Below are 24,001 nucleotides of genomic sequence, written 5' to 3' on the forward strand. Positions count from 1 at the left end.
GGCCACCGCACGATGAGACCAGATTCCCGAATCATCGGTTTTACCTGAGACGATCCTCTTCACGATTTCCGCGGGACTGCCGTTCGAATCAGCCCTGGGGAAACATCCAGATCGAGTGGTGCCAAGCGACCTTTTTCGACCAGTTCCCAACCCAGGCCCCCCATCGCTGCGTTATCAGTGCACAATTCCCGAGGAGCGACATGCAGCCGGAAGCCTCGCTTTTGTGCCACTTGCTCCAGCTTTTCCCGAAAAGCCTGATTCGCTGCCACACCACCACCAACGCAGAGCGAGGAATATCTGGTCTTTTTCAAAGCCTGAACCGCTTTTGCAATCAGGACATCGACCACAGCCGCCTGAAAACTCGCTGCCAGATCGGCTCGACGGGCATCATCCAATGGTGGAGGCTGAACTTTAGCTCCTTGAATTCCATGAGCCGCATAAAGCACGGCAGTTTTCAAACCACTAAAGCTGAAATCGAGCCGCTCTTCGTGAATGAAAGTCCGGGGAAAGGCAAAGGCATCCGCTCGGCCGGCTTTGGCACACTTCTCGATCGCCGGGCCACCTGGAAACCCTAAATCGAGGACCTTGGCAACTTTATCGAAGGCTTCACCCGCAGCATCATCTGTCGTAGCCCCTAGAAGCTCAAAATCGACCGGCGAAGCACAGGCATAGAGGTTCGAGTGTCCGCCACTGACGACCATTCCCACACAGGGATAGATCGACTCCGACTGAACTTTTTGCTCAGCGGCTTGACCCGATTGCGACCATAATGCCAACTGGCAGGCGTAAATGTGTGCCTGCAGGTGATCAATCGCAACCAATGGCACTCCCAGGCTCCATGCCAGGGTTTTTGCCGCTGTCAATCCAATGAGTAACGAACCAACCAGACCAGGTGTTGTCGCGACAGCAATGGCGGTCAAATCTGCAAGACGAATCCCCGCCTGCCTGATCGCTTCATCGATCACTGGCAGAATGTTCTGCACATGAGCTCGCGAGGCCATTTCAGGAACCACGCCACCAAAGCGGGTGTGCAATTCAAACTGGCTCGCCACCACATTCGAGAGCACTCGCCGCTGCCGATCAATCACTGCAGCGGCCGTTTCATCACAGGAAGACTCAATAGCCAGCAGAAAGCCACTTTCAGAAGATTCTGCAGCCACGGACGCTGCAGAATCTGGCGTAACAACATCAAATGGAAGCAATTGGATTCCAGAATCTCGCGAGACGTTAAATCAGGAATAGCTGCCGTCTCTACCTGGCAGAATTCTCTTTGGAAGCAGAATCACCTTGTGGAGCAGTACCAGGCGGGGAAGTTTCGCCTTTGGCCTTTTCCTTCCCATCTTCTGGCTTGGCTTCGGAAGCCGGTGAGATTTTGGACTTCAGATACTCCACAGCCTTCGCCAACTGAGGATCGTCAAACGACGAAGCGCCGGCTTCTTTCCGCAGCACATCCCGCTGCCGACGATATTCCAGATATTTCTGCATCTGCTCAGGTGTCATTTTCACTTCATAACCCTCGGTGGGTTTGACACCCCATTCATCGGTCTCCTTCGAATTGGGGAAGCGATGAATGTTCTTACCACTGGGGCGATGGTAGCTGGCTGTGGTCAGCTTGAGTGCACTCTTGCCACCATCGACATTGATGACATTCTGTACGCTCCCTTTCCCCCACGATCTCTCACCGACAATGATCGCTCGATCATGATCCTGCAGTGCAGCACTCAAAATCTCACTGGCCGAAGCACTGAAGCGGTTCACCAGCACGACGACAGGAAAATCGCGAAATGTCCCAGACTTTTTCGCCTTGAAGACCTGTTCCTCGGTGTTGCGACCACGAGTGCTCACAATCACACCACTATCAAGAAACATGTCGGCAATTTCAGTGGCAGCCGTCAACAGCCCGCCCGGGTTGTATCGCAAATCAAGAATCAAACCCTTCATCCCCTGTTGCTCCAGCTCTTTCAGAGTGGATTTGATTTCATCAGCACTGTTCCTGCCGAACTGAGAGAGCCGGACATAAGCCACCTTGTCGAGTCCATCGAGGTAGAAAGACCAGCTTCCATCCTCGTTGTACTTGTCGCCCAGCACAGAAGGCGTACGAATAATCGCCCGTTCAACGTCCAGTTCCACGGGTGTCGATTCTGTCTCGTGAAGCACACTCAGTTTCACGATCTCGCCGGGTTTGCCTTTCATCAGCACGACGGCTGATTCGAGTTCTTTACCATCGGCAAACTCAGCTGTCGGCTTTCCCGCGATGGAAAGAATTCGATCTCCAGCGCGAATTCCCGCTTTATAGGCCGGTGTCCCAGGAAGCGGTGTCATGACGACGAGCTGCCGCGTTTTGGGATCGAGTGAAACCTGAATACCAATCCCACCAAACTCCTGCTCCACCTGCTGCGTGAACTCTGCCAGACCCGATGAATCGATATAGGACGAGTACGGATCCAGATCGGCCAGCATCCCTCTCAAGGCCGATTCCAGCAGTTGCTTGCGATCCACAGGTTTCACATAGTTGCGTTCGACCTGTTCAAACGAATCGACAAACAGTTTCATCAACTCGTAATATTCTTTTTCCCGCGCATCCGGAGGTGTGGCCTTTTCTTCGTCTGCCAGCACCAGTGATCTCGGTGCCATCGCCAGTAAGACGGCACCACAGAACAAAGCCAGCCAAACCTCACGAGACCAGCAGCCTGGAAACCACCGATTGGCACAGCCCGTGTGGGAAAGTGATCCCGCATTCGGCGGTAGAAACTGCATCCGAGCTGAAAACATAAGGTTCCTCCTGTGCGACAGGCTTAACAGTTTTTTCGTGCCTTGCTGACTCTGTTTCTGACTGGTTGAAGGTGATCACGTGGCCTGCAACCACCTGACTGTACCGGCTATCTCACTTCCTAACGCACAAATTTCCGACGGGCACGGCCGTCAGGCACTCAGGCACAGTCGTTACAAATTCGAGCGTCATCAAACCGAGTGTCAGGATAGCTTAGTCTTTTCACACAATGGTCGCTACAAACCTTTTCTTCAGAAATGCCTGAACGACAACAATGTCTGAGTGAGAATCAATCCCATTGTGAATTACCTTCTGCACAGAGTGAATCAGCCGCTGCACCGACAATCCCGGCCCACGGGAATACCGTCAGCAAGCAGGGTTCAACAGGTTCGGGACAGCCGCATGGGGAGCCATTCAAACTTCCAAAAATTAATCTCAACAACAATCGCCGTAAACACCTCAATTCATCCATTCACTTGATATCAACACTGGCTCTTCTATAAACCTTTCGATGTCTCACACCCGTCACATCATCACTCCAGACAGCACAATTGGAGTGACTCAACTTGATCGCAGTCGATCACTCAGGTTTACACCTCATGGACTCAGAATTTCCGTAACTTACTCCCAAGCAAAGCACAATTCTCCCTGAAAGACAGCCTGCCTACTGAACAGAAAGCCGATAACAACCAACACTTACGGATTTGAAACCTCGGGTTTTCATGTCGTATGGTTGAAATCTGTTAAGTTATGGCTAGGCTCTGAAACATGCACCTTTGTTTTGATCTTTTTATCCATCCCCCTGACCCGCTGCGAAACTGAGGCAGATACGAAAACGTGTGAGTCGTCGTTACTGATGGGAGAGTCATCTCCTCGACCATCGATGTAACCGTCTTAACCTGGGCAGAGTGAGTGCACTCCCACTCAGCCCTTGAAAAACGGACTACGAAAACTGCCAACACGACAGATCGAACAATCGCGACAGAGACATGAATGGAGACTGTCACTGGTGTGTTATTCGGTCAGGTATGCAGGCACCTGAACTCACGAAAGTCTGGCTGAAATTATGGTTGAACCATCCGCAGAGCTCACCGTAGCCGAACTCGAACGCATGCTGACAAAACGTCGCCAGGAGTTGACCTCGCTGATCGGTCAGCGGGATAAGCTTCAAAAAGAACTCGACGTCATTTCGCGACGGATTACTGAGCTTCAAGGGGGTTCCGAATTCACCCCGAGTCGCTCACCAGCCTACAACAGCGGTCGCGGTCGGAATCCTGTCTCACTCAGACACACTGTGATTTCCATCCTGACACAGTACCCACCAGGGTATGCGCTCTCTGATCTGAGTGACAAGATCATCGAAACAGGCTACAAAACTTCCAGTAAAAACTTCCGGAACGTTCTGTACCAGTGCCTGTACAACACCCCACAGATATATCACGACTCCAAAACCGGGACTTATCGAATCAATCCCAAGTCAGATACGTAACAGTGAAGTTTGTGTCACTGAGTTCTTTGATTCGACAGAACCACCCAACTAACAACTCATGTCGAGACATCTCGACTGTCGTTTAGCCCTGAGGAATCAGGCGGCTCCCGCCAGGGCCTCCACTCGACCTGCAGTCAGCCGCACAGTTCGGGTCGCTTCTCGCGCCAACTGGGCATCGTGGGTCACCATCACAATCGAAAGCTGCTCTTCGGTATTGAGCCGTTTGAGCAGATCCATGATTTCACGACCCGTCTTTTCGTCCAGATTACCCGTTGGTTCATCAGCCAGCAAAATCTGAGGTTGCGAAACGAGTGCCCGGGCAATGGCTGCCCGCTGCATTTCACCACCGGAAAGCTCCGAAGGCTTATGCGTCAATCGATGCGACAAGCCCACGCGGTCGATCAGTTGTTTGGCCCGTTCGATATGTGATCGACGGTTCTTCCAATACGACCAGATCGAATGCCGGATCATCAATGGCAAAACCACATTCTCAACCAGCGTCAGTTCAGGCATGAGATGATAGAACTGAAACACAAAGCCAAAGACTCGATTACGAATCTGATCACGGGTGCGGGCTGGCAGATCATCAATCCGCTGTCCATCGAGCAACACTTCACCCAGATCAGGGGCATCCAGTAACCCCATCAAATGCAGCAGAGTGCTTTTCCCTGAGCCTGATTGACCCACGATCGATAGAAACTCTCCACGATCAATCGAGATATCGACCCCGCGAAGGACAGGAACCTGATGATCTCCCTTGCGGTAAGCCTTATCGATCCCCGTGGCGACAAGCTGTGCATGAGGTGGCATGGCTGAACTGAGCAAGATTGTCTCGCAAGATTCGTCGACAACAGGATCGGACATCAGGCCGCCCTCACGACTAAGGTCGAAATGAACTTTGTTGGCTTGTTTGAACACTGGAAACCACAATCAACTATTCAGAACGAAGTGCCTGGACGGGTTGCAACCGAGCCGCTCTGCGTGCCGGCAGAATACTGGCAAGCACTGCGATCCCCATCGCACCCAGTGCGACAGAAACAACCATCCAGGGATCAATGTATGTCGGTATCTCAGGAAAATAGTAAATCCGTTCATCGAAGACTTTGCGGCCCGTGATGTAGGTAATCACCAGTTCAATCTGGTTGATATACCTCACAAACAGCAGCCCGCAGGCCACACCGCCGCCACTCCCCACAACTCCCAAAGAGAGTCCGTAGAGCAGAAAAATCGACATCACACCCGTGGAACTCGCACCCAGTGCCTTCAACACTCCGATATCGCGTGTCTTCTCCACGACAATCATGAAAAAGATGGCCAGAATCCCGAAGCCAGCGACAGTAATGATCAGAAAGAGGAGCACATTCAAAATGGAGGATTCGACATCCACCGCAGCCAGCAGCGGCCCCTGCTTCTGTTCCCAGGTACGAATCGTATACAGCCCCGGTGGAAACGCGGCCCGCAACTTATCAACCACTTCACCCGCAGATCGGAAATCCTTGAGTTTCAACTGAATCGAAGTAATGGCCCGTTCGCCCGTTGTGGGATGCACCATGCCGCGAACCTGCTGCAGGTACTCCAGATTGCAGAAAACCAGCGAAGAGTCATATTCACTCATTCCGCTCTTGAACGTATCGACGACCGTCGCATTGAAATAGACAGGCTGTGGTGTCCCGGCTGTCACCGTGCTGATTTTGACATCATCACCGGTACGTACCATCCACTGGGTACGAATTTTTCCGGTCTCAGCATCTTCAAATGGAAAACTGATCAGTCCAGCGCCAATGTAGAGCTTGCCGGGCAGTGGTTCTGTCGGATCAACAGGCGCCGGCGGTACCGCGGCACCATTGGCCTGGGCTTCCATGGCAAAGGGATCGACCACACTGTCATCGACAGCAGGCTTGCGATCCTCAGGGACAGCAGCACCTCGCTGACGCTGATCGTGCAGTCGCTGCTCGCGAAAGAAGGCTTCCTGGGCGGCTCGATCCCGGCGGTAGTTTCGTGCCGAACTTGTTAATGACCAGCCCGGCGGCTCATTCGCCTGCCGCTCCGCTTCACGAACAACTTCATCGCCCTCTTTTTCCTGTCGATAACTTTGCAGGTAATCGACCAGTGGCCCGACTTCGGCTTTACTTTGAGGATCAATTCCAATCAACGTCACGGGCCTGGTGATCCACTGGCCGGCATATTCGAAGCTGATCATCCCGTAGATTTCGACAGTCGTCGTCATGCCGGCGATATGCTCACCGACGACTTTTTTCACAAGTGCCGCATGCGCATCAGGATTCTTCTCGCCATCGTAGCCATTGGTTTCAATGACCACATCGGAGAGCAACCCCTTGATTCGATCACGCATCTCACTCGAAAAACCAGCCATCACACTGTTGACGACAATCATGGTCGCCACACCCAGCATGACGCTGATGATACTGGCGAGCGCAATGTATCTGGTTCGAAGATACTTCTGACACAAGAGCAGTTTATACATGTCGCTTCTCGCCAATCCTTTGGCCGAACTGCCTTAGTAAATTCCGAAATTCTCCGTCAGTTCAGGATTGAGCGATGCCTTGATCAACATCTCAAAGCCCAAATTCAACACGACGAAGCCGGAATTCCGACGTAGCGGTTCCACCGCTTTTCGGAGCCCATCGACTGCGACTCTAAGACTTTCGGCAAAAACTGCCAAGACCAACACCCGGACTTCCATTTCCCGCCATTTCTCCCATCCCCTCAATCAACAACAAAATGGGGCAAATAAGCAAGGTAGGAAGAGTGCGACCAGCACAACATTGCCATGGTGAAAGTTGTTGGCCTAAATCCCTGTCGCGAACCACCTGATCCCAATCCGCCAGGCGAACCTCGATCTGCGCAATGTGTCAAAGACAGGCAATGAAAAACACAACCTCAACAATTCGACCAGCCATGATCCGAAAAGCCGCAGCCGAGGAAACTCTGGAACTGCCAGTTTCCTTGCGCACAGACACCACCGATGAATGCGCGACCGAATCGACCACTCTCCACACGGCGAGCAAGCCTCGTGCTGAGCTTGATCGCCTGGCCAATCGTGATCTGGCCAAAGTCCTTGAACTTGGCCAGAAAACCTTTGGCGAACCCGTGATCCCCTTCACTCTCGATTGGGTGGGTGAATTTCTCCTGGGCCAGAATTCCCGTGGCCCGATCGCTCGCGGACTTCCTTCTCAACCGCCCGTTCGATACATCGATGCCGAATCGCATCGTCAAGGCATGGTTTTCGGCATGCGCGAATACCAGATCACGCTCCGCACAGGGGATTGCCGTGTGATCAATCTCATCCAGCAAACCTCTCAAAAATGCCCGTCATTCACGAGAGATGTCTGGCTGGTGGCCGAGCGGCAATTCCTGGCGCTCTACTACAAACTCAGACGTCTGGAAAAAGCCCGCTCACAAGTTGTGGCACCACTGATGCAGGATTCGCTTCGCGAGCGACTCTGGAAAAACACGATTGGTGTCCTGACACGCAATGCGGCATCCATGAAAGCCCTCGGTGTCGCCATTCGTCGCGGCATGCTCCTGCGCGGAGAACCAGGAAATGGCAAGACAATGGCTGCACGCTGGCTCAAATACGAAGCCGAGAAACGCAGATTAGCCTGGAAATCAATTTCCATTGCTCATTTCCGAGCCGCACAACATCGCTGTGAGGTAGGAGAACTTCTTTCGCTGGGTTCCCCCGGGATCATCTTCTTCGATGATTTCGACGAACTCATCCGCCGTCGCGAGGAGAACCACAATTCGACGGATATTTGCACACTGCTCAACGAACTCGATGGCATTGACCGCCGATATGGTACGGTCTTTCTCTTCGCCAGTAATTTGCAGTGGAACGAGATCGATCATGCATTGCGCCGCCCTGGCCGCATTGACCTGATGATCGAATTCACCAAACCGAATGTCGAACTGCGTCGCCAGTTGATGGAAATCCACTGGTCGGAAATCCTCAGTCGAAAGATTGACATCCCCCTCGCCGTCAGTCAGACCGAAGGGATGAGTTTTGCCGAACTGGAAGAACTTAAAACGTTGCTGGCCATGCAGCATTTCGATGAAGAGGAGATCGACTGGACTCGTGCTCTGGCCGAATTCCAATCCCGTCGCACAGAAACCGCGAAAAAGCCGATTGGTTTTGGAGCGACATAAACCTGTTGTCGCGGGTGTTTGAAAAACTCGACAAGGGGTAACTCAACTTCATCGATAACGTCGCGTCAATGAACGCCTCAATCACAGCCGCAGTGTGTGTCGGTATGCACCCCGACACACACTGCCTGACTGTCATCGATCTACTTCGATCCCTGCTGTTGATTCTTCGCCAGTTGTTCAAGGACCTCCTTGGCCGTTGTTCTCCCGCCGTGGCTGTCGCTCACTTTTGAGAAGGCGATCTTTCGGTCGCTATTGAGCACAAATGTCGCTGGATAGGCCGTTTCATTCGGTGCATTCCAGCGTAAGCCGTACTGTTTCGTAAACTGATAATCGGGATCAACCAGCAGCGTAAAGTGCTCGGGAATCACGCGCTCTCCGCGAAACTGCTTCGCCTTCTGGACAAGACCACTTCCAGCACCTGGGTAGACAAACACAACCCGCGCCCCTGCTGCCTGGAACTTCTCCTGCGACTTTAAAAAGTCATTCACCTGCACATTGCACAACGGGCATTGATAGCCCGGAAATCCCCGCAGCACAATCAGCACGACCGGCCCCCGCTCAGCAATCGTCGATAGCTTTGTCGTCCCCCCATCCACATTGGCCAGTTCAAAATCAGGGGCGACTTCTCCCGACTTCGGAGGTGCTGCCGTCGCGACAGAGAACCATAAACCGCTCATCGCCACCAGGAGCATGGGCACGAGCCACTCATATCGCAGACGCTGTCGAAAATTCGCGATAACTGCCTTCAGCATTTTCTAGTCCCTTCTCAAAGTGAATCGACTCTCCCCCGCTGATCACTCTCTCAGACAAGTGCTCACCAGCAGTTCACAAACTCTGAGATACAACTCACGGCAACAAGTGACAGATTTTCCCAATAACATCAGCTCATCAGAAAAATTCCCATCATCTTCCAGCAGCCCCAATGGAACACCCGAGACTCTGCCAAACATTCAACTTTCCAAGAAAATCAAGTCGCTCTACACTGCTTCGCAGCCTTCCAGCCAGCCCGATGGATGACTCCACAACTGCACCTGGGAAATCATCGGCAGGCCTCGTATGACAGGGATTCTTTCCAGTGAATGTCGCACTTCTAGGCCAGTGGCGGGACCGACCATCCTTTCGATTTCGCGCGTTGCAGTATCTCCCCTACCTCGAAGCTGCGGGCCATGCGGCCACGATCATCGAATTCTCGCCTCATCTGTGGGGTCGCCTTCGCCAATACTCACAACTGGCCAAGTTTGATTCTGTTTTCATCCAACAGCGATTGCTCCACCCTTTCGAACTCTTCTGGCTCAAGCGCAATGCGAAACATCTCATCTTCGATGTCGATGATGCGATTATGCGCAAAAGCGATGGCAGCCCCGATTCCCGCCGCATGTCAAGATTCCGCGCCATATGTCGCTCGGCCGATCTCGTCATCTGTGGCAATCAGTTCCTTGCCGATGAAACCCGCGTGCATACATCCAAGCTGGAAATCATACCTACAACGATTGAGTTAAATCGCTATCCAGCTCTATCGAGTAGATACGAAACATTAGTAAATAGAAAAGATTCATTACTAACCATTGGCTGGACAGGTTCGCGGGCCACATGCCGCTACCTGAATGAGGTATTCCCGGTCATTGCTGATTTTCCAGGTCAGGTGCAGGTTAAACTCATTGCCGATGATCTCTCGAATTGCGATCTGAAACTTCTTGAAGACGTGCCTTACGAATTCATTCGCTGGTCGCCCGAAACCGAAATTGCCGCCGCCACTACGTTTGATCTGGGAATCATGCCTCTCCCGGATCAGGAATTCACCCGCGGCAAATGCGGCTGCAAAGCTCTGCAATATATGGCTCTGGGCATCCCCGCCATTTGCAGCCCCGTGGGGATGAATGTCGATCTCATCGAACCAGGCAAAACCGGTTTTCTGGCGCGCACGGCTAACGAATGGCGTGTGGCCTTTCAGCAATTGATTGCCAGCCCGGAACTGCGCGCACAAGTCGGCAGTGCCGGCTATCGCGTAGTCAGTGAACAATTCGCCGCCTCAACCTGGGCACCCGCCTGGCTGAATGCCGTCTTCCCCATGGCTCAATCATGCACCCCCGCCTGATTCACGCTCCGCCTCTTTTCGCCCCTCCCACTTTCTCCCGTCATCACTTCCTCACTTCCTCGCTTCTTCCCTTTCCACCTTCTTCCCTTCCTCCCTTCTCGCCATCTCCCCACTGCCAGTTTGGCAGCCAAAGCCTGGCCACTGGCCTTGGCAGTACCCTTTCTGGCAGCCGATCAACGCCAAGCCGCAGCAGCAACCTATTGAAATATATTATCTTACATCAATACGACCTTGCTGGCATGATTTTCGCTTCTCATACGAGGCACACGGTGGCGTATCCCACCAGACTGACAGTCTGAACGTATCCAACTACTGATTTTGACAGCGAGGAGTTCTCACGATGGCCAAAAAGGCTGCCAAAGACGGCATCAAGCTGACCCCTCTCGGCGACCGTCTGGTGCTCAAACGAGCCGAAGCCGAAAAAAAGACTGCTGGCGGCATTGTGCTGCCCGATTCTGCCACCGATAAGCCACAGCGAGGCGAAGTCCTCTCCGTCGGCGAAGGGCATGTCAAGAACAACGGTTACCGTGTCCCCCTTACTGTTAAAGTGGGCGACGAGGTGATCTTCAGTTCCTACGCCGGTGATGAATTCAAAGTCGGCGATGAAACCTACCTCCTGCTCCGCGAAAGCGACGTCCTCGCCATCATCGCCTAATCGCTGCTCTTAACTGACGATACAGGATGCCATGGCATCCGGGTGCCACTGCTGGTTAGCCCAGCAGTGCTCCTCCCTCACATAGATACGACTCAATAAATCTCATCCGAGATGGCGGCACAACACCTTGACCCGCCCTCTTCATCAGGAGTTTCTCAATGGCCAAGATTCTTGCATTTGACCAGGAAGCCCAGGAAGCGATGCGTCGCGGCGTCACCAAGCTCGCCAAGACTGTTCGCGTAACTCTCGGCCCACGCGGCCGTAACGTGATCATCGAAAAGAGCTTTGGCTCCCCCACTGTCACTAAGGACGGCGTAACTGTCGCCAAGGAAGTGGAACTTGCCGACAAGTTCGAAGACATGGGCGCCCGCATGGTTCGCGAAGTCGCTTCCAAGACCAGCGACAACGCTGGCGATGGCACGACGACCGCCACCGTTCTCGCTGAAGCCATCTACGTCGAAGGCCTCAAGGCGGTCGTTGCTGGTGTGAACCCCATCGACCTCAAGCGCGGCATGGATAAAGCCGTCGAGCAGATTGTCGAAAAGCTCAAAGCTGCCGCCGTCGAGTGCAAGAGCAAGAAAGCCATCGCCCAGGTCGGGACTGTCGCTGCGAATGGCGATACCGAAATCGGCGATATCCTCGCCAACGCCATGGAACAGGTGGGCAAGGACGGCGTCATCACTGTCGACGAAGGCAAGAGCCTCAAGACCGATTTCGAAGTCGTCGAAGGGATGCAGTTTGACCGTGGCTACCTCTCCCCCTACTTCGTCACTGATCCCCAGACGATGGAATGCGTCCTCGAAGACGCTTATGTCCTGATCCACGAAAAGAAGATCAGCAGCATCAAGGATCTCGTCCCTGTGCTGGAGAAGGTCGTCAATAGCGGCAAGCCAGTCCTCATCGTTGCTGAAGAAGTCGATGGTGAAGCCCTCGCCACACTGGTGATCAACAAGCTCCGCGGCACCTTCAAGATTGCTGCCGTCAAGGCTCCCGGCTACGGCGACCGCCGCAAGGCCATGCTCCAGGATCTCGCGATCATGGTCGGTGGCCAGGCGATCTTCGAAGACCTCGGCATCCAGCTAGAAAACGTCCAGCTCTCCGATCTCGGCCGCGCCAAGCGGATCGTCATCGACAAGGACAACACCACCATCATCGAAGGGGCTGGCAAGGCTGCTGACGTGAAGGCCCGCATCGAGCAGATCCGTCGTGAACTGGCCAACTCGACCAGCGATTACGATAAGGAAAAGCTCGAAGAACGCATTGCCAAGCTCTCCGGCGGTGTGGCCCGCGTGAATGTCGGTGCTGCCACCGAAAGCGAAATGAAGGAAAAGAAGGCCCGCGTCGAAGACGCTCTGCACGCCACCCGCGCTGCTGTGGAAGAAGGCATTCTTCCTGGTGGCGGGGTCGCCCTGCTCCGCGCTTCGCTCGACCTCAAGCCCACTGGCCTGAACCATGATGAAACCGCTGGTTTCAACATCATCGTGCGGGCTTGCCGGGCACCGCTCACCCAGATCTCGAACAACGCCGGCGTCGACGGCGCTGTGATCTGCGAAAAGGTTTCCGAGCTCAAGGGCAACCACGGCTACAACGCCGCGACCGGTGAATACGAAGACCTCGTCAAGAGCGGCATCATCGACCCCGTGAAGGTGACCCGCACCGCTCTCCAAAACGCAGCCAGCGTCTCCACCCTGCTGCTGACCAGCGACTGCCTGATCGCCGAAAAGCCTAAGGCCGAAGAAAAAGCCCACGGCGGCCACGGCGACCATGACATGTACTAACTAGGGTATGTACTAATCAGCCCTGAAAAGCTGATTCGGCTCCAAAAAAAGAGGCTGCTGGTGAAAACCAGCAGCCTCTTTTCGTTTTCAATCGACCTCGCCGCATCAGGCTAGAAGACAAGATTATCCCATGGCATACTTGTTTGTGCGTCAAGACAACGTCTCCGAACCATTTCTAGACTTGAAAGTCAGATCTAACAATTCCGACATCCATTGATCTCTCTGCGAAACTCAAAACATGGGAACCGACATTCATGCATTTGTCGAAGCACGCTCCTCGGACAGCGGTATCTATGCCAGTTTGGCGCAGATAAACCTAAATCGGGACTATGAAGTATTCAATATACTTGGAAATGGACGAAACTACTCCTTCCCAAAATCTGAATGGTGGAGTGAAGCTCACATACCTCCGCGAGGTGCGCCATCCGATATTAGCGTGTGGACAGCGACATTTTTTTACGATCTTATTCTTGGGAGCTCGAGTCCTGATCAGGGTTTTACTCCAAATCGTTGGTTTTGGGAAGCTGCGAGTTGCGTATCAAAAGAAGAGGCGGAAAAACGCGTTTCGGAAGAAGGCAGTTTTATCGGTGAGGTTCAACAAACTTTTAATTTAAAGAAAGAAACAAATAGTCAGCACTTCGCTCGCTGGCAGGCAGTGCCCAAAGTGGGCAACCACTCTCCAAGCTATCTGAGCCTGCGTGAGATTGAAGAGGCATTTGCAGTGAATGACATTGACATAGCTGAACTTGACGTAACCTACAGGGCCTTGCTTGCGTTTATGCGTGTTATTGAGGCAGATCCGGACACCCAAGACATGCGACTTTTGTTCTGGTTTGACAACTAAGCAAGGCGGCCCCTGTCGAAAATCTGATTTCAACCGTGGGGTTCCCTGCATAGTGTAATTGAACTCTCCTCTATAAAAGGCAGTTAAGCATGAAGGCGCCGTCACTATTCATGAAGTGGCCAGCCCGTGTCAGGCTCATGGCTTTACCATGCATTACTTGTACTTTGCTAGCAGGACCGAATTCTTGGAGCAACGAAATCAATCATGTTGGCTGGTCTGTGGTTATTCATGAGAATGGCAGGGAGGTTTCTCGGCAAGCTGTTCCACAGTCGAACATTCTTTTTACAGAGATCGAGGCCTTATCAAAACGATGTCAAGAAAGCGCGAGGCCAGACAGAACATCCTATTCTCCATACGTAAGAGTTGAATCAGATTTTGTCAGGATCGACTTGCGATCAAAGAGTGTGGTCTACTCAACAAGGAGCAGCGTCGACAAACCGTGGCAACAAACTTCTTTGAAGGCAAGCACTGACGACCAGAAGCTCAGAAAGAAACTGATTGACTTTGCCGCGATTCCAAAGCTTCCCGTTCGATAGCTACCCATTTCGCTTTCTAATAGTATCTTTGATAACAATAAGCAATGTTTTATCCGCAGGCTGGGCTGGGTGGCATGCTCAGGGACTCAAAACCCCCGTGCCATGCTCACGGCTTTGAGTGAGCATGCCGGATTCTTGTTTGGTAACGATCCTGAAGAGACCCAAGAGCATGCTTGCTCAGAGCCGCAAGCATGGCACGAAGCGCGGGGCACAAGCAGCGGACGAATGCACCAATAGTGGTCTTTATTCGTTGAGAATGGGTAACGTTTCACGATTCACCCGAAGAATGGCCCGGGTGGCATGCTCAGGGATTCAAAACTCTTCGTGCCATGCTCACGGCTTTGAATGAGCATGCCCGATTCTCGTTTGGTAACCGATCTTGAAAAGACCGAAGAGCATGCTTGGCAGGGTGGCCCCAGTTGAAATTCCGATTTCTACTGGGGTGGCAACTCCACAAGTGGTTTCCAAGGCCAACCGGCATCCGTTGTGAAAGTCCTGAGAATCGACCTGACTTGGTTTTCACTCGTTCGAGACACCTCAACCTCTTCTGCCTGCGGAACACAGGTCGCCTGAAGACAGGCCACCCACGCCACCCTCAAATTCACTTTTCAGTGATCATTCCCCGATCTTTGAGTTCCTGTAATGAATTCATTGCCATACCACGCACCCATTCATCTCTTTCCATCCTGAGAACCTCATGCAAAAGATCAACGGCTTTTTCATCGCCGAGGCAGCCAATCGCTTCTACCGCATGTGCTCTTGCATAGACGTCTGAGTCTTTCACAAGTGGAATAATTGATTCATAGGCTCTTTTGTCCCCAATCTTTCCCAGTGCCTCAGCCGCAATCCATCGATTCTCCCCCTTAAGTAGAGGGATCAGGTGATCGACGGCCCTGTTGTCTCCAATATCACCGAGAGCAGCCATGGCCCATTTGGAGACTACTGAATCCCCCAAATTCAACACGGAAATTAGCGGTTCAACCGCACGTTGGTCACCCAGTCTTCCCAATTGCCCTGCTGCAAGATATTGTCCGGTCAAATCGTTGCTTTCCAGTATTTTGATGAGGGCTGGAACTGCTCTTTTTCCTAGTCGATCAAAGTCCGCTTGAATCCAGCTATCTGGCCTGCCAATCCATAGGATGTCAATATGTCCCCCGGGACGATTTTTCAATTCCCAAACAAGCCGAGGGACTTTTTGTGACGGCGACTCAAGCCAAAGGTAGGCAAGTAGTACAATTGAGACAGAGATAAACAATTTGTTTGATGGCGATTTCCACCGACATCTCATGACTTACCCCCTTAACTTTTGCGGGTATCCCAGGCTGAAACCCTGATTTCTACCGAGGTGGCAACGCCGCTAGAGTTTTCCAAGGCTAATCGGCAACCGTTGTGAAAGTCCAGAAAATCAACCTGACTTCGTTTTCGCTCGTTCGAGAAACCTCAACATCTTCTGTCTGGGCTGGGTGGCATGCTCAGGGACTCAAAACTCTTCGTGCCATGCTCACGGCTTTGAGTGAGCATGCCGGATTCTTGTTTCGTAACGATCCTGAAAAGACCCAAGAGCATGCTTGCTCAGAGCCGCAAAGTACCAACTGCGGCCTCGGACACGATGATCTCAGGTGGTCGCGCGGTTTTTGAGAGAGTGCCTCAAGGAGATGAATCCACCAGTTGCGGCACCGGCCAATGCACCACAAGCCGTCGGGATCAATCCCAACGTCAAAGCGATTGGATGGTTGCTTCTCAAGACTGGTCGATCAAAAACAGTTCCCGGCTGACGCTCCCGCACAACCTCAACTGACGATGCAACAGTCCGGGGTGAGAATGGACTGTAAGCCAGCGAGAACCAGAAAATGAGCAAATTGGCACCCACAAAGAAGCCGAGGAGGCTCCCCAGAAACCCGCAGACCAGCACCCCACGGAAAAAGCCATATCGATCACGACCAGCTTTATCATCATCGCCGGAGGGTTCCGTCATCGCCCCCGCCCCAGACTTCTGAACGGCTTCACTCAAGTGATTTCCCAGACTCGTTCCGTTAATGAACCTGAGTTGCCCAGTGACAGCACCAAAAAGGAAGATCGCAGTACCAAGATACCAGCCAGTGTCGGCCCATGGCTGAACATAAATTCCTTGATTTTCAACCGCGAAGAATTGAATTCCTATGATCGCCACCAGATTGGCACCCAGAATCCCACCGACAGCCGCCATCCAGAGAATGACAATCAGCTACGTAGGGTGGGTTAAGGCTTTGCGCAACCCACCAGCTTCGCAGACATCTCCCAAGCATGGTGGACACATCTCCCGCCCTCATTCCAAATCACTGAATTCGTCACCACTCCATTCACAGGTGCGGCTCCACTCCAAGGGATATTCACCCGCCCGCACGAACCGATGAAATGAACTCCAGGGCCAATCGGCGACACGGTTCACCAAGCCGTGCTTCAGAGGGTTCGCATGGATGTAATCGACGCAACGTTTCAAATCCTCCTCGTCGCGGCAAGTATGTTCGTAAAAACGACGTTGCCAGATCGCCCGCTCTCCTTTGGACTGGCGACTTGCGTTGGCGGCAACATCAGAGCCCCCACCGTTCAGCCACGCTTTGGTAAAATGCATTTTGATCAGCCTCCAGCGGCGTGAATAGTCAACATCGTCGCGAGGTAATGTCCATACGGTGTGCAGGTGATCCGGAAGCAGCACGATCGCAACGATCTCAAAGGGATATTTCCTGCGAACCATGCGAATCGCCTGACGCAAATGGTCCCTGCCGGCGTCTGTGGTCAAGATCGGACGACGGCGTTCTGTGACAACTGTGAAGAAGAATGTCCTGCCGTCGTAATTCCTGCGATAATCGCTCATGGGAATTCAGGTCTTTGGGGTTGGTGGGCTGCGCAGAGCCTTAACCACACCCTACAACTCTCGGTTCCGAATGGGCATTCGCTACTTGATGGCTTCGGCGTCTTCTTCGGTCAGGGTGACCTGGCCGGCGATGATTTGCGGGGCCAGCTTCTCGGCAACCGGTCCGATGACGCTGAAATGTGTTTTACGGGGGATCTTCAGGAAGTGGATTTGCGGATTTTTGTTCTTCTTCAGCATCGAGCGGATCGTATTCCAGTTCCCGCCGGTATCACCTTCAATCACATACATGGGAGACTGGATCGAATCGAGCCAGAATGATGGGGAGCGGACGACGACTTCCGTCCGGTTGGACGTGTCGCCATAGACATATTCTCCATCGTATTGATTGGCAAACGCGACCGGCCCCAGGGCGAAAATCGCTCGATAGCGATCACTGGCTGCCCCCACCAGCATGACCAGGGTGCCGCCAGTGCTGTGTCCGCCGAGATAGATCTGCTGCGGGTCGACATAGGGCAGTTTCGCCAGGTGATCGGTCGCCGCCAGGATGTCATCCACTTCGCCCAGGAAGCCTTCCCGCACGCCGGGATTGTCGTTGCCGCCGCGAAGCGAGGGGAACATCATGACGATCCCCGCTTTGCGAAAGGCACTTGCCGACTGATCGAAGTCACGATCGGCGGGCGACCAGACATCGCCAATCTCGTTAGAGTCCCCACCGGTAATCCAGATGATTGCCGGATGCCGCTTTCCATCTCGGGGATCCTTGGTGACATACGCCGCCAGATTTCCCACAGGGCTGGTGTAGCGAATCAATTGAAATGGTGACGACTTGGGCGGAACTTCCGGGGGGCCAGAGCGAGGAATTTCCGAGACGATCTTTGTCTGGAGTTTCTTCCGCGCTTCGTTGAATTTGTTCGTCGCCGCGTCAGGAGAAGCTGTCACAGTGGCCGGTGAGTCGGCAACCGCCTGCGGGTTGACAGCGGGAGGCGGTGCTGGAGTCATGACGACGGCCTCGCTGGCGGCCGATGGCTCCGGGCGGGCCGCTTGAGATTGTGGCTGAGGATCGCTGGTGGGGAGTGGATCACTGGTGGCCGGCGGAGCCTGTGTCGCCACAGGAGGTGTGGTCGCCGGCTCTTGAGACTGTGCGACCTGCTGCTTCTTTTCGGAAGCCGATCCACCAGCCGTTGCCGGACTTTTGCCTGCCTGAGAAGAACATCCCTGAACGATGCAGAGGAACGCCAGCAAGAGAATGACAAAACAGCCAGACATACCACCCCTTTGCAGATTCATCGATCAAACGCCCCGGTCAAAAACAAATGCAAAAGTCTACAGTAGCCTGGCCATGGTCTGCTGAAAAGAGGCCGAGGGTCGATCAACTCGTTTAATGATTTCCACCGAGGTGGCAAAGGAGCGGTTGGCTTCCATATATGGAGTGAGGTAGCATCACATGATGCCGAAAAACTTTGCAAAAAGAATGAACTGCCCAGTTTCGGGGTGTGTCCAGAGGTGGGGTGACGAGATTTGGGCGACTGGTTCATGGGCTGAGGGGGCGGGGAATGCATCGACGGAAGCATAGGATTGCACAGCTGACCCGTCCGTTGGATCTGGTGAAGCATCCGTTGTATCGGGAGCCTGCTGATGCTCTGCGAGAGACACTTGTAGAGTTGTCGCGAAGTTCGGGGTTCTGGAAATACGCTCAAGCAGTGGGGTGGATTGATGCCCCGGTGCCGGCGGATCCGTCTCAAATTAATCGCTGTATGTTTTCGTTTGCTTACTATTATGACGTTCTCAAGCAATGCCGTGATTGTCAGCGGGATTTTATTTTTTACGCCAAAGAGCAGAAATACTGGTTTGAGACGTTAAAGCTACCATTAGAGGCGGATGCGGTTCGATGTGTGGGCTGCCGTCGCAGGAAGCGTAAGCAGAGTCAGGCTCACCAGCGATATTCTGTTCTGGCAGGGAAGGCCTCGCTGGGTGATCAGGAGTTGGAGGAACTCGCAGGGCTGTTTCTTGGCCTCTGGAATTCAGGGCAGAGAATGAGTCCGCAGAAATTAGCGGCGATCTATGGACGCTGTCGCCGACAGATCCCCGAGTCTGATGTCGCTAGAGAAGCCGAGACGTTGCACCGTGAAATCAACTGCGAGAAAGAAGATTAGTGGTTTCTTATTGACCTCTATATGAGATTTGTAGAGGCTTGTGCATCTTGTTTTGTCCAGCGACCTGTATTTAAATCGAGTTGGTGGCGGTGTGGGTTGGGGCTGTATTCGTAGCCTCCATGAGGGGTGACTTCGATGTACTGGCCGCCTTCAATAACGATTGCATCCTGAGAGGCGTTGAGTTTTGCAGTGTGGTCCCAGATCCAGCCAGGATTCTCGCCTGTTGTTTCCACACGTTCGATTTCCCAGGAATCCAGTGTCAGGCGGTAGACTGGTGTGACCGATCCGTTTCGTTGCTCCCGGTAACCTATACAGCCAATGATATAGATGTGATTGCCAACCAGTGTGGCAGAAGCGAAATCTGTCGGCGGGAATACTTCGCGGGGATATCCCCAGATCTGGAATCCCCCTTTGCCATCAAAGACCGTGATGTCATTGAAAATATAAAATTTGGGGTCGGTACCGTCTTCGTGTTCACCTGCGATGCGGACAAAGCGGCCGTCAGGGAGTGAAACAATCGGGGCACCATAACGTTCGTAGGTCCAGACTTTTCGCGAATAGTCTGGTTCGGCTTCGCCCGCGTAATGTCGATACCCCATATAGGCATTCTCTCCCGTGCGAACCATCTCCCGCCAAAAGGGGACATCCATCAACTCAGGGTTGGTCAAGCCATCACGCGGCGCCATTTGTGCTTGAAACTCTTCCGGCGTGAGTTTTAACTCGAATGTGGCATCAGGTCTTAAGCCGAGATATTCACGCTTGAATTTTTCATCCGCCTGATTCAGGTCATGTCCCGCATCGACTAGTCGCCTGACCGCTTCGATGCTCCAGGCTTTGGAGATGACTGGCAATCTTCCAGGAGGCGTTTGTTCGGAATGCATTTTCAGCGAAGACTGCGGAAGTGCATTCTGAATCGCTTCGGCTTTTAAGAGGAGGTCGATGCCGGGTAAGAAATTCTCTTCTACGGCGAGATGGAGCGCTGTCCGGTTATCGGCATTGATGCGAGTGAAATCTGCTCCGAGTTCCAGCAAGAGTTGGACCTTCTCTGGATCCCCTCTCCGGACGGCATGCATCAGGAGTGTATTGCCGTCCGGATCAGTGCTGTTAATAGAGATTTCTGGTGTCAGCTTTTGACGAAACTCTGTGATGGTTCCGAAATAGATGGTCGTCAGCAAGCTGGTCAGTGAGTTGTGATCCATAATCAATTCATTGTAGGGCAATTTGCCCATGAATTAAACACTATCAATCACTACGGCATCCGGCCGTCGATCATGTTTTTTGGCTGCGGGACGGGCAGGCGGCGGAAGAAGAGTTCTCGCTCGGCGGCACACAAATGAATGTGGTCATCCACATGGCTGGCGCCGTGTACGACGACAAACTGCTTGGGCCCGGGGGCCGCTTCAAAGAGCTTCTCTCCCAGTGACAGAGGAATAAGCTGATCTTCATCGCCATGGCTTTGCAGCAATGGGCCCTGGTATTGCTTGAGCTTTTCAGCCGAGTTCAGCCGCTGGGTCATATTCCATTCAGGCAAGAGCCAGGCGGCGTGTTGCCGGGCGACATCCGGGAGCGAAGGGAAGGTACTTTCGAGAATCAGTCCGCGGGCTCCCTGATTGGCAGCGAGGTCAACCGCGACCGCTCCGCCCAGCGACCGGCCCATCAACACAATTTCCTCAGGAGCGATCTGATTCTCTCTCGCCAGCCAGTCGCGAGCAGCGGTCGCATCGATGAGAATTCCCCGCTCATGAGGAATCCCCGTACTGCGGCCATATCCGCGATAGTCAAAGACCAGAATTGTTAATCGATGCTGACGACTCAGCCTGGCAGCCAGCACACTCCACTGATCGACAGTCCCTGCATTCCCATGACAATAAAGCACAACGGCCTGAGGAGCGGGATGGGCAAAATAGCGACCATCCAGCTTTTGACGATCAGGGGTTTCGATCGTGACCTGCTCACCAGGCGGCAGGACTTCGCCAGGCTTTTGCTCGCCACCGGCAACGAGGGAAGAAAAATTGGGGTAGACCAGCACCTGTTCGACAGGCCGGAGCGGCGAGAGAGGCCCCAGCAGACGACATCCCTGGGCCTGAACGGCTTGAACCAGAATGAGCAGGAAGAACACCCAGCGCATGTCGGCGTGTTCCTCCCTTCGTCTGTCGTTCCACCGTATGGAGCAATGAGCACCAGCAGAATCTGCCGGTTCAACCCGCCAGATCGTGGCTGGAATCCCAGCCTATCAATTCCAGTTTCGGCTACACGCTCAATGAGGCTTGAAGGATTCTCCCTCGCTGAAAAATCAGTGGCAGCACTCGCCGACCGGAGGGAGAATTTTCAGGAAGGAGACGACACAGCGGGCATCGATTCCGTTTCGCTGCCGCGGCGGGGAATGCGTTCACCGCCCACCACGGCACCACTCCCCAGGTTGAGCGAGAACGATCTCGTCAGTTCGGCCCCAAAGAGCAGCACCTGCATCGAGTAGTACATCCACACGAGGAAAACGACAATCGATCCGGCGGCCCCATAAGCATTCCCGACGCCGCTCTGGTGGAGATAAAACGAGATCGCGATCTTGCCCAGAAGGAATAAAATCGCAGTCACGACGGCTCCGAGAGCTGTATCCCGCCAAGTGAGCGAGACATCCGGGAGCCAGCGAAAGACACCCGCAAAGAGGAGCACGAAAACCACAAAGTTGATCGAAGGATCAGAGAACTGCAGCAGCGATTGAGTGGCTGGCACGATATCAGTCGCCACCTTACCCAGTGAGGTCACAATCAGGCTCAGCACAATCGAAGTCAGCACCAGCAGCCCGATGCCGAAAATCATGAAGAACGACAGGAATCGATCTTTAATGAACCGCCACCAGCCTGTCGTACGATGAGGTGGGACTTCCCAGATCGTATTGAGGGCATCCTGCAATTCGACGAAGACCGCCATCGCTCCGACCACCAGAGTGATGATGCCAATTGTGGTCGCAATAAATCCGTTGGTCGATTTGCGGGTATTGGCCACAACGGAACTGACAATCTGGGCCGCTTCTTCACCGACGACTTCGCGCATCTGGTCCGTCACTTCGCCGCGAGCGACTTCTCCACCGACAATCATGCTCAGCAGCCCGACAGAGATCACAGCCAGAGGAGCCAGCGACAAAATGGCGTAAAACGCGAGCGAAGCCCCCAGCCTCGGACACTTATGAGACAGCCATTCACGGCCGGCATCCACGAAAACGTGGGCCACTGCTCGAAAACTCAATCGCTTCACCATGGGCATAAAAACATTCCACCGCTGGAATTGGACAGAGGAATGAAACCGTGGAACCTCGTCGAAACACCAACCGTCAGGCATTTGGCATTTGGCATTTGGCATTTGGCATATGCCAAATGCCAAGATCAACTTCGCAGGGTCATCACTCAGCCATCACTTATAGGTGAACAAAAATGGGTGACGATCTTGATCAACCGGCACCCATGGGTTTACCTGTGATTTCATCCCACACGGAGCATTACGACTTCGCAGCCGCCAGGACAGCTTCGTAGTTGGGATGATCGGCAATTTCCTTGCAGTATTCGACGAACTTCACCTTGCCATCCGCACCGACGACAAAAACAGCGCGAGCGAGGCAACGATCGAGTGGGCCGCCGCTGATCAGCACGCCGTAATCGACACCGAAATCGGTGCAGCGATGAGCGGAGAGCGTCTTGATGTTTTCGACCCCTTCCGATGCACACCAGCGCTTGTTGCCAAAGGGGAGATCCATGCTGACAACAAAGACATCGACATTCGGCAGATTCTTGACTTCGTCGTTGAACTTCTTGGTTTCGAGAGCGCAAACTGAAGTATCGAGCGACGGGACGGTGGCAATAATTGTGGTCTTGCCACTCAGTGTGACTTCACTGAGATCGTTAGCCTGCAATGAAAATGTCGGTGCGACATCTCCTACGACAATCGCACGGCCCTTCAGATCGACAGGATTTCCCTTGAGTGTTGTTGCCCCAGCACGCTTCATGATGCCATCTCCCCCTGAAAGATGAGTTTGTTCAGCGAATCCATTGATCCGGCTCTCAGCAGGAAGTATCGCAGGTCGGTCGGCAGTTTCAAAGGAACAGGTCAGTTCAGTGCGAATCCCTGGTAACCGCAGAAAGGCCATCCCATGCGTTTCTCTAACTCGGCGATCACCTTTTTGACGACACTGGGATTACTGACTATTGGCGTCATGCTGCTCGATATCCGACAAAACGGTGTCAGTTACTGGATCTTCCCAACGCCTTACAAGGGCTGTGGCACTTCCCACCTGCGATTACTCACTGCCGAAGATTTCCCCTGGAATGCATCCGCCCGCTGCCGACTGATTCACACCAACTCATCCGAGGAAATCGTACAGGAAGCCGTCTACATGAAACATTCGATCCCAGAATGGACGACGCTACAGCCACCAGGGCAATCGACACTTCTGCAAGGATCTGTTGCGGTCGATGGACGCATGATTTTCCCCCTTCTGGTGCGATCCAAGAAGATTTTTCAAGAGAAACATGTGATCGTACGCCTCGACGTGCCTGGGGAAGCATCGCGTGTGTATGTGGTGCCGGTTGATTGGGGCGTTCGTGGAAACCGCGCCACCGCCACGCTTTCGAAAGATTCGCAGTATTACAATCTGCCAGAAATGTGA

21 protein-coding genes are annotated in these 24,001 nt (G+C 53.3%); 8 read left to right on the forward strand and 13 right to left on the reverse strand.

Annotated elements, in window-relative coordinates:
- Positions 1 to 59 precede the first annotated feature (59 nt).
- Both tsaD and A6X21_RS02900 read right to left on the reverse strand, forming a co-directional pair.
- Complete coding sequence (tsaD, locus tag A6X21_RS02895; protein WP_068846047.1) at positions 60 to 1,160, reverse strand: tRNA (adenosine(37)-N6)-threonylcarbamoyltransferase complex transferase subunit TsaD; 1,101 nt, start codon at positions 1,158 to 1,160, stop codon at positions 60 to 62.
- Positions 1,161 to 1,251: 91 nt separating this feature from the next.
- On the reverse strand, positions 1,252 to 2,772 hold the full coding sequence (locus A6X21_RS02900; RefSeq protein ID WP_068845998.1) for a S41 family peptidase: 1,521 nt from the start codon (positions 2,770 to 2,772) through the stop codon (positions 1,252 to 1,254).
- A 1,064-nt stretch (positions 2,773 to 3,836) separates the two neighbouring features.
- On the opposite strand from A6X21_RS02900, the gene A6X21_RS02905 reads away from it, so the two are divergent.
- Positions 3,837 to 4,259 carry a hypothetical protein gene (locus tag A6X21_RS02905; RefSeq protein ID WP_068845999.1) on the forward strand — a complete coding sequence of 141 codons (423 nt, stop codon included), beginning with the start codon at positions 3,837 to 3,839 and terminating at the stop codon, positions 4,257 to 4,259.
- Positions 4,260 to 4,355: 96 nt separating this feature from the next.
- On the opposite strand, the gene A6X21_RS02910 is transcribed toward A6X21_RS02905, so the two are convergent.
- A complete protein-coding gene (locus A6X21_RS02910) occupies positions 4,356 to 5,123 on the reverse strand; it encodes an ABC transporter ATP-binding protein (RefSeq protein WP_240490145.1) in 768 nt (255 codons plus the stop codon).
- A 70-nt stretch (positions 5,124 to 5,193) separates the two neighbouring features.
- Positions 5,194 to 6,744 carry an ABC transporter permease gene (locus tag A6X21_RS02915; RefSeq protein WP_068846000.1) on the reverse strand — a complete coding sequence of 517 codons (1,551 nt, stop codon included), beginning with the start codon at positions 6,742 to 6,744 and terminating at the stop codon, positions 5,194 to 5,196.
- Positions 6,745 to 7,145: 401 nt separating this feature from the next.
- Here A6X21_RS02915 and A6X21_RS02925 point away from each other — a divergent pair, with 401 nt between their 5' ends.
- Positions 7,146 to 8,426, forward strand: coding sequence for an AAA family ATPase (locus A6X21_RS02925; protein WP_068846002.1), 1,281 nt, complete (start codon positions 7,146 to 7,148; stop codon positions 8,424 to 8,426).
- Between the two features lie 140 nt (positions 8,427 to 8,566).
- On the opposite strand, the gene A6X21_RS02930 is transcribed toward A6X21_RS02925, so the two are convergent.
- Positions 8,567 to 9,178 (reverse strand): peroxiredoxin family protein, encoded by a 612-nt coding sequence (locus tag A6X21_RS02930; protein WP_068846003.1) that lies wholly within the window; start codon positions 9,176 to 9,178, stop codon positions 8,567 to 8,569.
- Positions 9,179 to 9,501: 323 nt separating this feature from the next.
- Here A6X21_RS02930 and A6X21_RS02935 point away from each other — a divergent pair, with 323 nt between their 5' ends.
- The 4 genes from A6X21_RS02935 (at position 9,502) to A6X21_RS02950 (ending at position 13,798) form a co-directional block, all read left to right on the forward strand.
- On the forward strand, positions 9,502 to 10,521 hold the full coding sequence (locus A6X21_RS02935; protein WP_131818160.1) for a glycosyltransferase family 4 protein: 1,020 nt from the start codon (positions 9,502 to 9,504) through the stop codon (positions 10,519 to 10,521).
- Between the two features lie 340 nt (positions 10,522 to 10,861).
- A complete protein-coding gene (groES, locus tag A6X21_RS02940; protein ID WP_068846005.1) occupies positions 10,862 to 11,176 on the forward strand; it encodes a co-chaperone GroES in 315 nt (104 codons plus the stop codon).
- A gap of 158 nt (positions 11,177 to 11,334) precedes the next feature.
- Positions 11,335 to 12,954, forward strand: a complete 1,620-nt coding sequence (gene groL / locus A6X21_RS02945) for a chaperonin GroEL (RefSeq protein ID WP_068846006.1) — start codon at positions 11,335 to 11,337, stop codon at positions 12,952 to 12,954.
- Between the two features lie 238 nt (positions 12,955 to 13,192).
- On the forward strand, positions 13,193 to 13,798 hold the full coding sequence (locus A6X21_RS02950; RefSeq protein ID WP_068846007.1) for a hypothetical protein: 606 nt from the start codon (positions 13,193 to 13,195) through the stop codon (positions 13,796 to 13,798).
- Positions 13,799 to 14,935: 1,137 nt separating this feature from the next.
- Here A6X21_RS02950 and A6X21_RS02955 read toward each other — a convergent pair.
- The 4 genes from A6X21_RS02955 to A6X21_RS02975 form a co-directional block, all read right to left on the reverse strand.
- Entirely contained in the window at positions 14,936 to 15,622 is a 687-nt protein-coding gene (locus A6X21_RS02955; protein WP_083233361.1) for a HEAT repeat domain-containing protein, read from the reverse strand.
- A 327-nt stretch (positions 15,623 to 15,949) separates the two neighbouring features.
- Positions 15,950 to 16,540: a hypothetical protein gene (locus A6X21_RS02965; protein WP_068846010.1), complete on the reverse strand. Its 591-nt coding sequence runs from the start codon at positions 16,538 to 16,540 to the stop codon at positions 15,950 to 15,952.
- Between the two features lie 99 nt (positions 16,541 to 16,639).
- On the reverse strand, positions 16,640 to 17,188 hold the full coding sequence (locus tag A6X21_RS02970; RefSeq protein WP_068846011.1) for an REP-associated tyrosine transposase: 549 nt from the start codon (positions 17,186 to 17,188) through the stop codon (positions 16,640 to 16,642).
- 81 nt (positions 17,189 to 17,269) lie between these two features.
- Positions 17,270 to 18,454, reverse strand: coding sequence for an alpha/beta hydrolase family protein (locus A6X21_RS02975; RefSeq protein ID WP_068846012.1), 1,185 nt, complete (start codon positions 18,452 to 18,454; stop codon positions 17,270 to 17,272).
- Positions 18,455 to 18,942: 488 nt separating this feature from the next.
- Between A6X21_RS02975 and A6X21_RS02980 the strand changes: the two genes are divergently transcribed.
- Positions 18,943 to 19,341, forward strand: coding sequence for a zinc-ribbon domain containing protein (locus A6X21_RS02980; protein WP_165603666.1), 399 nt, complete (start codon positions 18,943 to 18,945; stop codon positions 19,339 to 19,341).
- 17 nt (positions 19,342 to 19,358) lie between these two features.
- On the opposite strand, the gene A6X21_RS02985 is transcribed toward A6X21_RS02980, so the two are convergent.
- From A6X21_RS02985 to tpx, 4 genes are all read right to left on the reverse strand, one after another.
- Positions 19,359 to 20,540 carry an ankyrin repeat domain-containing protein gene (locus A6X21_RS02985; protein ID WP_165603667.1) on the reverse strand — a complete coding sequence of 394 codons (1,182 nt, stop codon included), beginning with the start codon at positions 20,538 to 20,540 and terminating at the stop codon, positions 19,359 to 19,361.
- Positions 20,541 to 20,590: 50 nt separating this feature from the next.
- A complete protein-coding gene (locus tag A6X21_RS02990; RefSeq protein ID WP_068846015.1) occupies positions 20,591 to 21,469 on the reverse strand; it encodes an alpha/beta hydrolase in 879 nt (292 codons plus the stop codon).
- A 200-nt stretch (positions 21,470 to 21,669) separates the two neighbouring features.
- Positions 21,670 to 22,605, reverse strand: coding sequence for a YihY/virulence factor BrkB family protein (locus A6X21_RS02995; RefSeq protein WP_165603668.1), 936 nt, complete (start codon positions 22,603 to 22,605; stop codon positions 21,670 to 21,672).
- Between the two features lie 232 nt (positions 22,606 to 22,837).
- Entirely contained in the window at positions 22,838 to 23,341 is a 504-nt protein-coding gene (gene tpx, locus A6X21_RS03005; protein ID WP_068846050.1) for a thiol peroxidase, read from the reverse strand.
- A 144-nt stretch (positions 23,342 to 23,485) separates the two neighbouring features.
- Here tpx and A6X21_RS03010 point away from each other — a divergent pair, with 144 nt between their 5' ends.
- Positions 23,486 to 24,001, forward strand: coding sequence for a hypothetical protein (locus A6X21_RS03010; protein ID WP_068846017.1), 516 nt, complete (start codon positions 23,486 to 23,488; stop codon positions 23,999 to 24,001).

This window comes from Planctopirus hydrillae, assembly GCF_001707835.1.
Classification (GTDB): domain Bacteria; phylum Planctomycetota; class Planctomycetia; order Planctomycetales; family Planctomycetaceae; genus Planctopirus; species Planctopirus hydrillae.

What these genes read in the sequence shown, in the direction of transcription:
- A6X21_RS02985 (WP_165603667.1), bottom strand. Translation starts at nt 20,540, where the DNA reads ATGGATCACAACTCACTGACCAGCTTGCTGACGACCATCTATTTCGGA.
- A6X21_RS02995 (WP_165603668.1), bottom strand. Translation starts at nt 22,605, where the DNA reads ATGCCCATGGTGAAGCGATTGAGTTTTCGAGCAGTGGCCCACGTTTTC.
- A6X21_RS03010 (WP_068846017.1), top strand. Translation starts at nt 23,486, where the DNA reads ATGCGTTTCTCTAACTCGGCGATCACCTTTTTGACGACACTGGGATTA.
- A6X21_RS02915 (WP_068846000.1), bottom strand. Translation starts at nt 6,744, where the DNA reads ATGTATAAACTGCTCTTGTGTCAGAAGTATCTTCGAACCAGATACATT.
- groES (WP_068846005.1), top strand. Translation starts at nt 10,862, where the DNA reads ATGGCCAAAAAGGCTGCCAAAGACGGCATCAAGCTGACCCCTCTCGGC.
- tpx (WP_068846050.1), bottom strand. Translation starts at nt 23,341, where the DNA reads ATGAAGCGTGCTGGGGCAACAACACTCAAGGGAAATCCTGTCGATCTG.
- A6X21_RS02975 (WP_068846012.1), bottom strand. Translation starts at nt 18,454, where the DNA reads ATGTCTGGCTGTTTTGTCATTCTCTTGCTGGCGTTCCTCTGCATCGTT.
- A6X21_RS02925 (WP_068846002.1), top strand. Translation starts at nt 7,146, where the DNA reads ATGAAAAACACAACCTCAACAATTCGACCAGCCATGATCCGAAAAGCC.
- A6X21_RS02980 (WP_165603666.1), top strand. Translation starts at nt 18,943, where the DNA reads ATGTTTTCGTTTGCTTACTATTATGACGTTCTCAAGCAATGCCGTGAT.
- A6X21_RS02910 (WP_240490145.1), bottom strand. Translation starts at nt 5,123, where the DNA reads ATGTCCGATCCTGTTGTCGACGAATCTTGCGAGACAATCTTGCTCAGT.
- A6X21_RS02955 (WP_083233361.1), bottom strand. Translation starts at nt 15,622, where the DNA reads ATGAGATGTCGGTGGAAATCGCCATCAAACAAATTGTTTATCTCTGTC.
- A6X21_RS02990 (WP_068846015.1), bottom strand. Translation starts at nt 21,469, where the DNA reads ATGCGCTGGGTGTTCTTCCTGCTCATTCTGGTTCAAGCCGTTCAGGCC.
- A6X21_RS02970 (WP_068846011.1), bottom strand. Translation starts at nt 17,188, where the DNA reads ATGAGCGATTATCGCAGGAATTACGACGGCAGGACATTCTTCTTCACA.
- groL (WP_068846006.1), top strand. Translation starts at nt 11,335, where the DNA reads ATGGCCAAGATTCTTGCATTTGACCAGGAAGCCCAGGAAGCGATGCGT.
- A6X21_RS02905 (WP_068845999.1), top strand. Translation starts at nt 3,837, where the DNA reads ATGGTTGAACCATCCGCAGAGCTCACCGTAGCCGAACTCGAACGCATG.
- A6X21_RS02950 (WP_068846007.1), top strand. Translation starts at nt 13,193, where the DNA reads ATGGGAACCGACATTCATGCATTTGTCGAAGCACGCTCCTCGGACAGC.
- A6X21_RS02965 (WP_068846010.1), bottom strand. Translation starts at nt 16,540, where the DNA reads ATGGCGGCTGTCGGTGGGATTCTGGGTGCCAATCTGGTGGCGATCATA.
- A6X21_RS02930 (WP_068846003.1), bottom strand. Translation starts at nt 9,178, where the DNA reads ATGCTGAAGGCAGTTATCGCGAATTTTCGACAGCGTCTGCGATATGAG.
- A6X21_RS02900 (WP_068845998.1), bottom strand. Translation starts at nt 2,772, where the DNA reads ATGTTTTCAGCTCGGATGCAGTTTCTACCGCCGAATGCGGGATCACTT.